Origin of the sequence: Stappia indica (assembly GCF_020177335.1) — a bacterium.
GTDB lineage: Bacteria > Pseudomonadota > Alphaproteobacteria > Rhizobiales > Stappiaceae > Stappia > Stappia indica_B.
The window spans coordinates 557,520-567,575 of the sequence record NZ_JAIVMG010000003.1; the positions used below are offsets into that span (position 1 = coordinate 557,520).

A 10,056-nucleotide genomic window follows, 5' to 3' on the forward strand; every position below is an offset into this window, starting at 1 on the left:
CCTCTGGCGACAGACGTCGCCGGAGGGAGTTCCCTATCCAGAACAAAAGGTTACTACTTTGGCCAATGGTGTTTTCGGCGTCGGCATGTCGACCCGCACGCGCGATGGAGATCTTGCGGATCTCGGAGCGGAGCTTGATTGTCTGGAAGATCTCGGCGTCGATCTGATCGAGCTGTCCGCCTTCGACTACGATCTGGTGATCGGCGGCAAGATCCGGGACGCCCAGTTCAAGACACTGCGCGGGCTGTGCGCTGGCCGCCAGCCGGCGTTTTCGGTGCATGGGCCGCTGTCCCTCAATTTCATGGACGTTCCGGACCGGCTGGAGCGGCACTATCACCTGCTTGAAACCTGGCTCGATATCACGGCGGAGCTGGGGGCGGAGCACTATGTGGTCCATGCCGGCATGACGCTGGAAACTGATCCGGCACGCCAGCAGGAAGCCTATGTGCGTCAGCGCGATTGGCTGGCCCGTGCCGGTGACCTGGCCCGGGCGCGTAATCTCCATATCTGTGTCGAAACCCTGTTCGAACATGACGACTGGAAGCACACGCCGACACCGGCGAGGCTCGCGGAGGAACTGACCGCGATCGGCCACCCCAATGTCTGTGCGACCATCGACTTCGGACACAGCTATATCAAGCTGGATGCCGATGGCCGCAGAGACGATCTGCCGGCCGAGGCAGCCCTGCTTGCGCCCCAGGCGCGTCATCTGCACATCCATGATTGTTTCGGGCGTCAGGATGACATGTGGGTCTATACCGAGAGCGAGCGGCTTGCCCTGGGGCTGGGTGATCTGCATCTGCCGGTGGGCTGGGGCGATATTCCCTGGCAGGAGATCATGGCGGCCTGTGTCTTCCCCGAAGGGGTGGTGTTCAACATCGAGTTGAACCCGCGCTTTTCCGCTGCGGCGCGCGAATGCATCGCCGCGACCCGGGCTCTTGCGGCCCAGGCGCGAACCCGCGCGGCGGACAAGACCGGGGGCTGACCGGAACCGAGTGCAGTGACCTGTTTGGTCGCGAACGGCCTGCCGCGCCATTCGGTGTGCGCGGTAGGCGGCTACTCGCCCGGATTTCTGCGATTTCCGTGAGACGTAACCGCCGAGAATCATATAAAAAACACGTGATGCGGACGCATCCGGCCGATGATCCGGGCGGATTGTGCGTTTCGTTTGAAACGGCCTTATTGGGAACGTTCAAATCCTTGTTGATTTTACGCTTTTCCCGCCGGAAAACCGGCGCCCTTTCGCGAACGCACCCCTGAAGAGCTTCAGGAGGCGGCATCTTCGGATTCGGACGAGGCATGCGCCGCTGCAAGCGGGGCGGCGCGGCAAAACGAGACACGAGAAGGCGAGGGTATGGCCGAGGGAACACAAAGCTTCGATCGCGCTGTGGGGCTTCTCGACATCGTTTCCCGCAACAACCGGGAGGGCGTGGCCTTCGCCGATCTTCTTACCTCGGCAGGCCTGACGCGCCCGACGGCGCGGCGCCTGCTCATGGCGCTCGTGAAGCATGGGTTCGTGGAACAGGATGCGGCCAGCAAGCGTTATTTTCTCGGTCCCAAGGTCTATGACCTTGCGCTGCTTGTGCTGCCGTCGTTCGACTTCCGGGAAATCTACCAGCCAAGCCTGACCCGTCTGGTGGAGGACACCGGCGACACGGTCTTTCTCAACCGGGTCGTTTCAGATGACATGGTGTGCATTGCCCGCGAAAGCGGCAGTTTTCCGGTGAAGGCATTCATTCTTGATCTCGGCGTTCAGCGGCCGATTGGGCTCGGCGCCAGCGGGATCGCGGTGCTTGCCGCCATGGACCCAGCCGATGCCGAGGCTATCCTGGTGCGCAATCAGGCGCGAGTGGCGGCGCTTGGTGGAGACGTGCAGGCGACGGCGGAGGTGGTGGCGGCATCGCGGGAGCGCGGCTATGTCTCGCGGGATGTGCCCGGTCTCGGCACCCGCACCATCGCCATGGCGCTGCATGACAGCACCGGCAAACCCTTCGCCTCGCTCAGCGTTTCCACCATTCGCGACCGGATGCAAGGGGAACATCTGGAGGTGGTCGTGACCGCGATGGGCGAGGAAGTGGCGCGGATCCGCGAGAAGCTCAGCCGCCTGCGCCCACAGCACACCGGCTGATTCAGACGGATCGGTCCGCCGTTGGAGAGGGCGCAAAGACAAAGGGTGCCAACCGGACGGCGGGCACCCTTTGTCATTTCGGTGTGGAGTGAACGCGGACGTCTGGGCTGCCGGGTAGTCGCGCACCGGTGGTAGTCCTCGTTTTTTCCTCTTGGCTGGCGTCAGTAGCCGCCCGCTTGTCCCGGTTCCGCCGGGACGGCGGCGCGAAAGCTTTGCGCCAGGGCGGAGGTCGCCCCGGAAAACAGCGTGACGTCGGTGCCGACGGCCACGAACCGTGCGCCATCGGCGAGACACTCCCGCGCGAAGGTCTGATCGGCGGTCAGGAGCCCGGCCGGCTTGCCAAGCCGTTGCAATGTGGCGATGGCATCGCGCACCGCCTGCTTGACAGCCGGCGCGCCCGGACGTCCGAGGTAGCCCATGTCGGCGGCAAGATCGGAAGGGCCGATGAACACCGCATCGACACCCTCGACGGCGGCGATGTCCGGCAGGGCGGCGAGGGCCTTTTGCGATTCCACCTGCGCGATCAGGCAGATTTCCTCATCGGCGGTTGTCAGGTAATCGCCGATCCGGTTGAAGGCGGAGCTGCGCGCCAGCGCCGCCCCGACGCCGCGCTTGCCGCGCGGCGGGTAGCGCACCGCCTCGACCAGAGCCGCTGCCTGTGCGCCGCTTTCCACCATCGGCACCAGCAGCGACTGTGCGCCGATGTCCAGAAGCTGCTTCAGGATCCAGGTTTCGCCGACCGGCGCCCGGATCACCGGGGCGACCGGATAGCCGGCGAGCGCCTGCAACTGACCGACCATGCGCTGCAGGTCGTTGGGCGCATGTTCGCCGTCGATGACGAGCCAGTCGAACCCGGCACCGGCACAGATCTCGGCGGTATAGGCATTGGCAAGACCCATCCAGAGGCCGATCTGCGGCTCTCCGGCGGCAAGGCGGGCCTTGAACGGATTTTTCGGAGCGGGCATCGCAAGCCTCCCTTAGCGGAAATGAACACTGACTGTTCCGGCCTTGCCGAAGTCAGCGGTGATGGTGTCGCCGTGCCGGGTTTCAATCGGTCGGATGAAGGATCCGGAGAGCACCACCTCGCCGGCGACCAGGCCGGCTCCAAGGCTGTGCAGCCGCCGGACCAGCCAGACAATGCCCATGGCCGGATGGTTGAGGACCCCGGCGCCGAGACCAGTCTCCTCCACCACGGCGTTGCGCGAGACGATGGCGCCCATCCAGCGCAGGTCCGCATCAAGCGGGCGCATCGGCCGGCCACCGGTGACGATGCCCGCATTGGCGGCGTTGTCGGCGATGGTGTCGATGATGTTGCGCATGGCGCCGGTTTGCGGATCCTGGCGCTGAACGCGCGTGTCGAGGATTTCAAGCGCGGGCAGAATGTAGTCCGTCGCATTGAGCACATCGCAGACGGTCACCTCCGCCCCTCGCAGCGGCGCCTTCAGGACGAAGGCGATCTCCGCCTCGACGCGCGGCTGGATGAAGCGATCCTCGGGCACCGCATCGCCGTCCTGAAAGCGCATGTCGTCGAACAGGATGCCGGAGTCCGGCGTGTTGATCTGCAGGGCGGCCTGCATGGCACGCGAGGTCAGGCCGATCTTCCAGCCGATCCGCTTTCGCCCGGCCGCGTCCTTGAGCGCGACCCAGCGGTCCTGGATGCGGTAGGCATCGGCCATGTCGGCTTCGGGGAACCGTCCGGAAATCAGCGGGATCTGGGTGCGCGAACGCTCCGCTGCATCCAGCTCGCCGGCAATTGCCGCGATATCGGCGTCGGCCAGCATCACATATCCTCCGCGACAACGCCGTTGCGCAAGAGGCCGATGCCTTCCGCCTCGACCGTGATTTCATCGCCCGGCTTCAGCCAGACCGGCGGATCGAGCCGCGCACCGGCGCCGGTCGGGGTGCCGGTGACGATGATGTCGCCGGGGGCCAGCGTGGTGAAGGTGGAGATGTAGTTGATGAGCTTGCGGAAGCTGAAGATCATCCGGCCGGTCCGGTCCTGCTGCCGCACTTCGCCGTTCACCCGGGTGGTCAACCCGATGTCGGCGATCTGCGCTTCGTCCACGAACGGCACGATCCATGGCCCCATGGCGCCCGATGCGTCGAAGTTCTTGCCCTGGGTGACGTTGAACTTGGCGTGGCGCACCCAGTCGCGGAGGGTGCCTTCGTTGCAGAGCGTGACCGCCGCCACATGCGACAGGGCATCGGCCTCGGCAATGCGGCGCCCGGCCTTGCCGATCACCAGTGTCAACTCGCCCTCGTAGTCGAGCTGCTCGGATTCGAGCGGACGCACCAGCGGCCGGTCATGGCCGGTGAAGGAGCCGGGGAAGCGGATGAAGAGCGAGGGGTTCGCCGGCGCCGCCTTGTTGTCCTTGTACTCTTCGTTGCGGTCCGGAAAGTTCACGCCAACGCAGATGATCTTCTGCGGCGCCTGAAGCGGGATTTCGTAGCGAATGTCGTCCAGGCCGAAGTCCGGATTGCGGCCCGCCGCCGCATCGACCGCCCGGCGCAAGTCGCCCGCGCGAACCACCTCCTGAAGGTCCTGCCAGCGCCCGCCCTCATGGGCGGACAGATCGACGGCGCCGTCCTCGGTGATCAGGCCGAAGCGCATTTTTCCATCGGCGGTGAAGGTTGCCAGGCGGCCATAGTCAGACATGTCTTGTCTCCGATCGTGCATGAAGGAGGCGGTTCCGGTGCGTGAAAGGCACCGGATCGGCCATTGGGTGTAAGGGGTTCTGTTAGCTGGCCGGCTGCGCCAACCGGGTCTTGGCGGCGCGCAGGCACGGCCAGGCCAGAAGGGCTGCGGTCAGGCAATGAATGGTGATGCTCGTGGGGGAACTGACGAGATAGGTGTAGTCGCCGCCCGAGATCATCAGCGCCCGGCGCAGGTACTCCTCGACCATCGGTCCGAGCACGAAGCCGATCAGCAGCGGGGCGGGGGGAAAGCCGTAGCATCGGAAGATGTAGCCAAGCCCGCCCATCCCCAGCACCAGCCAGATGTCGAAGGAGGAATTGGAGACACCGAAAACACCGGTACAGACAAGGGCGATGATGACCGGAAAGAAGAACCGGCGCGGCACCGAGACCAGTTTGGCCCAGAATCCGATCAGCGGTACGTTGAGCATGATCAGGAAGACGTTGCCGAGCCAAAAACTCGCCACCAACCCCCAGAACAGGTCCGGATGCTCGCCGACGAGCTGTGGGCCGGGCGAAATGCCATGGATCATCAGCGCGCCGAGGATGATCGCCATGGTCGGCGTGCCGGGAATGCCGAGGGTCATGGTGGGAATGAAGGCGGTCTGCGCGGCGGCGTTGTTGGCCGCCTCGGGCGCGGCGACGCCATTGATGCGGCCGGTGCCGAACTCTTCCGGATTGCGGGTTGTGGATCGCTCCAGCGAATAGGCGAGGAAGGACGCGATCGTTGGTCCGGCGCCGGGCAGGGGGCCGAGCGTCCCGCCGACGGCGGCGCCGCGGAAGACGGAGGGAATGATGACGCCCAACTTGCGGAAGGCGGAGAACATCGCCCGCGCGTTCACCGCGATCGGCTTTTCAGCCGATTGGCAGGCGCGGATGTTGGCGATCACTTCCGGGATGCCGAACAGGCCCATCGCCACGGCGACGATGCTGAGCCCGTCGAGCAGGTTGGGAATGCCGAGGTCGTAGCGCGGCAGGCCGCTGTTGAGATCGAGGCCGACCGTGCCGAACAGCATGCCGATGGAGACCATCGCGATCCCCTTGAGCGGACCGCAGCCGATGACGGACGCCCCGGCGACCAGCCCGAGAAGCAGGGTCGCGAAATATTCCGCCGGCCCGAAGGACAGGGAGAAGCTGACGATCAGCGGCGAGAACACCACCATGGCGACGATGCCGAGGGTGCCGCCGGCAAAGGATGAGACCTGGGCGGTCAGCAGCGCAAGACCGGCCTCGCCGCGCCGCGCCAGCGGATAGCCGTCGAGCGTGGTGATGGCATTGGAGGCCGTGCCGGGAAGGTTCAACAGGATCGAGGCGATCGACCCGCCGTATTCCGCGCCGTAGTAGACGCCGGCAAGCATGATCACCGCCGTCGTCGGTTCCAGATTGAAGGTCAGTGGCAGCAGGATCGAGATGGCGGCGATCGCGCCGATGCCCGGGAGTACCCCGACGATGTTGCCGAGAACGACGCCGGCGAGACAATAGATCAGGTTGATCGGGTGGAGCGCGGTCGCGAAACCGGAAATAAGCTCGGTCATGATGAAAGATCCGGCAGGAAGGAGAGCGGCATGCCAAGCCCCTTGACGAAGACGGCCCAGGTGAAAACGGAAAGCCCGACACCGACGAGGAGCGTTTCGACGGGCCGGAACCTTTGCGGGGCGGCGGCGAGCAGAAAGACGGCGATGACCGTCGTTGCCAGCAGGCCGGCGCTTTCCATCAGCACCGCATAGAGCGCGATGGCGCCACCGACGCAGACGAGCGCCCGGAGATCGAGTGTCATGGCAGCTTTGGCGTTGCGCAGCGCCTCCAGCGCGGCGATTGCGAGCCCGGCGAAGATCGCCACCACGCTCAGCGCGGTGGGGACCATGCCAGGCCCCATGTTGCGCAGGCTACCTACGGGCATCTCTCTTGCCCCAAGCAGAAAGAGCAGGCCAATCGCTGCGATCAGCAGGCCTCCTCCTGCATCCTTCAACGTCTTCATATGTCCTCCCGAACGCCGCACCGGAGCATGTGCCCGACAAGCGTGTGCGGCTATCGGACAAGGCCATGCTCGAAATCAAAGGGGGTAGAGCTCCTCTTGCCTCCCAGCCTTCGCGAAAAAGAGCTCTAGTTTCCGGCCAGATGCCGGTGCAGATTGTTCATCTTGTAGCTGTGCGGGCCTCGGATCTCCTGCATTTCGAAGGCCACCGCCAGTGGGGTCCGGTCGGCAAGCGGTTTCAGATGCGCCGACAGGCGTTCGAAAATGAGATCGGCTGCGGCCGTCTTGGTCTCCATGTCGCGCCCTTCGCCAATCCGGATTGCCAGATGCACGAAGGCGTTTTCCGGCTTGCAGTCGGCGACGAGATAATCGTCGATCCGATTGATCCGCACCCGGATGCCGGCCAGCGGGAAGATCCCCGTTTCCATCATCGCGTCATGGACGCATTTGCCGAGGCTGCCCACCTCTGCTTCATCGGCGATGTTCTTCGAATATTCGATCCATGCGTGCGGCATGAGATGCTCCATGTTCTGTCGGGCGGACGGAAGACGCGGTGTGCCTTCCGTCCGGATCCGGTGTTGGGATTTATTGGGGTTCGAGACCGGCTTCGGCGATTTCCGCCGTCCAGAGGTCGTATTCGCGGCCGATATAGTCCGACACCGCCTTGGCATCGAGGTTGAGGCTCGACGGGGTGACGCCGATTTCGGAAAGGCGGTCGCGGGTCGCCGGATCGGAAACAGCCTTGTTGAAGGCCGCGTTCAGCCGGTCGAGCCGGGTCTGCGGCACGCCCTTGGGCGCAACGATGCTGTACCAGCCGACGACCTTGAAGTCCTCGAAGCCGAGCTCCTGTGCCGTCGGCGCGTCCGGCAGGGCCGAGTAGCGCTCGGCACTTGTGACCAGGACCGGCTTGAGCGCGCCGCTCTCCACATGCGGCAACACGGACACCGGGCTGCTGATCAGTGCGTTGACCCGGCCAGCGAGGATGTCGGAGATCGCCGCACCCGATCCGGAGTAGGGGATGTTGGAGAACTTCAGGTCGGCATCGCGGGCAAGAAGACGCGCGGCGAGCAGCGCGGCGCTGCCGCCGTTCGCCATGGTCATCCGCTCGGAGGCGGCTGCGGCGAAGTCCTCATAGGTGTTGATGTCGGACTTGCCGGGGACGGTGATGACGTAGGGCGATTCCGAGATGAGGGCGACGCCGTCGAAGTCCTCCTTGGGCGCGTAGGACGCGGCCTTGAACAGGGACGGATTGAGCGCCATCGTCGCCTGGATGCCGAACAGGAGGGTGTAGCCATCGGCCTTTTCCCGCTTGGCCAGCAGCGTTCCGACCGTCCCGGAGGCGCCGGGGCGGTTTTCCACCACGATCGGCTGGCCGATATCGGCGGCTGCCGCTTCCGCGACGATCCGTGCCGTGACGTCCGTTCCTCCTCCGGGCGAATACGGTACGATCAAGCGAATGGGTTTTGCTGGAAAGTCTTCGGCGGCCTGGGCCGCCGGGAATGCCGCCAGCGCAAAGGCGCTGACGACACCGGCGAGAAGCACTCGCTTTGTGTGCATTTCTTTCTCCTCCCTAACCTCTGGTATATTACTTTTTCATCTTGAAGAGTTCGTCGATCTTCTGCTCGTAGCTGTGATAATTCAGGAAATCGTAAAGCTCTTCCCGATCCTGCATGATGTCGAGGATGCCCTTTGCGGACCCTTCCTTGCGGATGTGCCGGTAGACCTTGAGCGCGGCGGCATTCATCGCGCGGGCTGCGGACAGCGGATAAAGCGCGGCCGACACACCGACGCCGCGCAGCTCGTCGAGGGTGAAGTTCGGCGTCTTGGAGAACTCGGTGATGTTGGCCAGCACCGGATAGGGCGTGTCGAGCGCATCGACGAAGGCCTTGTATTGGGAAAGCTCGGTGCAGGCTTCGGCGAAGATCATGTCGGCGCCGGCTTCCACATAGGCGCAGGCACGGTCGATCGCCCCGTCCAGCCCCTCAATGGCCAGCGCATCGGTCCGCGCGACGATGAAGAAGTCCGGGTCGGTCTTCGCATCGGCCGCCGCCTTGATCCGGTCGACCATTTCCTGCTTGGAGACGATCTCCTTGCCCGGACGATGGCCGCACCGCTTGAGCTGGACCTGATCCTCCATGTGCATGGCGCCGGCGCCGTCCTTGATGAGGCCGCGCACCAGTCGGGCGATCGAGAAGGCGCCGCCGAAGCCGGTGTCCACGTCGACGAGGATCGGCAGGTTGGTCGCGTCGGCGACGCGGCGCAGGTCCGTCAACACGTCGGTCATGGTGGTGATGCCGAGGTCTGGCAGGCCGTAGGAGGCGTTGGCAACGCCGGCGCCGGCAAGATACAGCGCCTTGTAGCCCGTCCGCTCGGCCATCATCGCCGTATAGGCGTTGATCGAGCCCATGACCTGCAAGGGGTTTTCCTCGGCCAGTGCCTTGCGAAACTTCGCTCCGGCCGAAAGCTGCGATGCGGTCATTCGTCTTCCTTTCAATTGATCACATTGTGACCATTTAAGAGATTTAATTGCAGGCAAGACCATATTGTGATTATTCGGACTGTCAAGCCGGGCGGCTCGAAATTTGTCATATTTCGAACTGAGTGCGGAATATGCGCTCATTTGACCGCATTGTGACCGAAATTGCATCGCCAGGGCGCATTCTGCGGATCGACAGCGGATGCGAATGTGTCGTGTCTAGGGAAATCGCTGCGGCACCCGGGGAAGGCACACTGCTCCGCGCCTCCTTGCCCCTATGGCATGCTCATATGATGGACATCTGCCGGCGATGACGTCTGCCGGGTCGGAGCCAATGGTGGCGGGGAGGGAGAGCCGCCGGACCGGGATCCCCGTGCAGGTGCACCGGTTCGATACCTGGCGCTTCGCGCTCTGCTCTTGGCCCTCGGCGCGCTGGAGGCAAACAGGGTTTCATTTACCGATGACGTTTGTTTGACGGCTTGGGCTTGGTTTTGGTGCTTGGGCGTCGACCTGGCAGGGTTCGCTGCGGGGCTTTGCGGCGTCGACCTTCGCGCGCTCCTGCGGCTGTTGATAGTTGTATGGTGTTGGGATTGTTTATGTTTTTGTGTTTTTCGGGGTGTGTTGTTCACAAGGGGGCGGGGGTGTTTGCCGGGTTTTTTGGGGTCTTGCGTTTTTTTCTGGGTGTCGGGCTTGACGGTTTGCGGGGGCGGTGGGTATATAGCTCCCACAACGACGGCGGCGCCGGGGTTTGGCCGGCGCCTTGAGCTGTCGTCCTCATCTTCC

At 64.1% G+C, this 10,056-nt stretch carries 10 protein-coding genes; 2 read left to right on the forward strand and 8 right to left on the reverse strand.

Translation table 11 applies throughout. The annotated features are described in order from the left end of the window. Window positions 1–58 precede the first annotated feature (58 nt). The gene (locus tag LC062_RS07000) at window positions 59–985 is read left to right on the forward strand and encodes a sugar phosphate isomerase/epimerase family protein (protein WP_224910306.1); all 927 of its coding nucleotides are present in this window, start codon (window positions 59–61) and stop codon (window positions 983–985) included. Window positions 986–1,354: 369 nt separating this feature from the next. Further along, window positions 1,355–2,128: an IclR family transcriptional regulator gene (locus tag LC062_RS07005; protein WP_224910307.1), complete on the forward strand. Its 774-nt coding sequence runs from the start codon at window positions 1,355–1,357 to the stop codon at window positions 2,126–2,128. A gap of 161 nt (window positions 2,129–2,289) precedes the next feature. Here LC062_RS07005 and hpaI read toward each other — a convergent pair whose 3' ends face one another. From hpaI to prpB, 8 genes are all read right to left on the reverse strand, one after another. After that, complete coding sequence (gene hpaI, locus LC062_RS07010; protein ID WP_224910308.1) at window positions 2,290–3,093, reverse strand: 4-hydroxy-2-oxoheptanedioate aldolase; 804 nt, start codon at window positions 3,091–3,093, stop codon at window positions 2,290–2,292. A 12-nt stretch (window positions 3,094–3,105) separates the two neighbouring features. After that, complete coding sequence (gene hpaH, locus LC062_RS07015; RefSeq protein ID WP_224910309.1) at window positions 3,106–3,909, reverse strand: 2-oxo-hept-4-ene-1,7-dioate hydratase; 804 nt, start codon at window positions 3,907–3,909, stop codon at window positions 3,106–3,108. Continuing rightward, on the reverse strand, window positions 3,909–4,739 hold the full coding sequence (locus LC062_RS07020) for a fumarylacetoacetate hydrolase family protein (RefSeq protein ID WP_404829692.1): 831 nt from the start codon (window positions 4,737–4,739) through the stop codon (window positions 3,909–3,911). Before LC062_RS07020 ends, hpaH begins: the two co-directional genes overlap by 1 nt. Before the next feature lie 127 nt (window positions 4,740–4,866). Next, window positions 4,867–6,357 (reverse strand): tripartite tricarboxylate transporter permease, encoded by a 1,491-nt coding sequence (locus tag LC062_RS07025; RefSeq protein WP_224910311.1) that lies wholly within the window; start codon window positions 6,355–6,357, stop codon window positions 4,867–4,869. Continuing rightward, the gene (locus LC062_RS07030; protein WP_224910312.1) at window positions 6,354–6,800 is read right to left on the reverse strand and encodes a tripartite tricarboxylate transporter TctB family protein; all 447 of its coding nucleotides are present in this window, start codon (window positions 6,798–6,800) and stop codon (window positions 6,354–6,356) included. Before LC062_RS07030 ends, LC062_RS07025 begins: the two co-directional genes overlap by 4 nt. 125 nt (window positions 6,801–6,925) lie before the next feature. After that, the gene (locus tag LC062_RS07035) at window positions 6,926–7,312 is read right to left on the reverse strand and encodes a 5-carboxymethyl-2-hydroxymuconate Delta-isomerase (protein WP_224910313.1); all 387 of its coding nucleotides are present in this window, start codon (window positions 7,310–7,312) and stop codon (window positions 6,926–6,928) included. 70 nt (window positions 7,313–7,382) lie between these two features. After that, entirely contained in the window at window positions 7,383–8,354 is a 972-nt protein-coding gene (locus tag LC062_RS07040; protein WP_224910314.1) for a Bug family tripartite tricarboxylate transporter substrate binding protein, read from the reverse strand. Between the two features lie 28 nt (window positions 8,355–8,382). After that, the gene (prpB, locus tag LC062_RS07045) at window positions 8,383–9,276 is read right to left on the reverse strand and encodes a methylisocitrate lyase (RefSeq protein ID WP_224910315.1); all 894 of its coding nucleotides are present in this window, start codon (window positions 9,274–9,276) and stop codon (window positions 8,383–8,385) included. Window positions 9,277–10,056: the final 780 nt, after the last annotated feature.

Excerpts from the sequence above, each read along its gene's own strand:
- LC062_RS07005 (WP_224910307.1), top strand. The coding sequence starts at position 1,355 with ATGGCCGAGGGAACACAAAGCTTCGATCGCGCTGTGGGGCTTCTCGAC.
- LC062_RS07020 (WP_404829692.1), bottom strand. The coding sequence starts at position 4,739 with ATGCGCTTCGGCCTGATCACCGAGGACGGCGCCGTCGATCTGTCCGCC.
- LC062_RS07025 (WP_224910311.1), bottom strand. The coding sequence starts at position 6,357 with ATGACCGAGCTTATTTCCGGTTTCGCGACCGCGCTCCACCCGATCAAC.
- hpaH (WP_224910309.1), bottom strand. The coding sequence starts at position 3,909 with ATGCTGGCCGACGCCGATATCGCGGCAATTGCCGGCGAGCTGGATGCA.
- prpB (WP_224910315.1), bottom strand. The coding sequence starts at position 9,276 with ATGACCGCATCGCAGCTTTCGGCCGGAGCGAAGTTTCGCAAGGCACTG.
- LC062_RS07040 (WP_224910314.1), bottom strand. The coding sequence starts at position 8,354 with ATGCACACAAAGCGAGTGCTTCTCGCCGGTGTCGTCAGCGCCTTTGCG.
- LC062_RS07030 (WP_224910312.1), bottom strand. The coding sequence starts at position 6,800 with ATGAAGACGTTGAAGGATGCAGGAGGAGGCCTGCTGATCGCAGCGATT.
- hpaI (WP_224910308.1), bottom strand. The coding sequence starts at position 3,093 with ATGCCCGCTCCGAAAAATCCGTTCAAGGCCCGCCTTGCCGCCGGAGAG.
- LC062_RS07035 (WP_224910313.1), bottom strand. The coding sequence starts at position 7,312 with ATGCCGCACGCATGGATCGAATATTCGAAGAACATCGCCGATGAAGCA.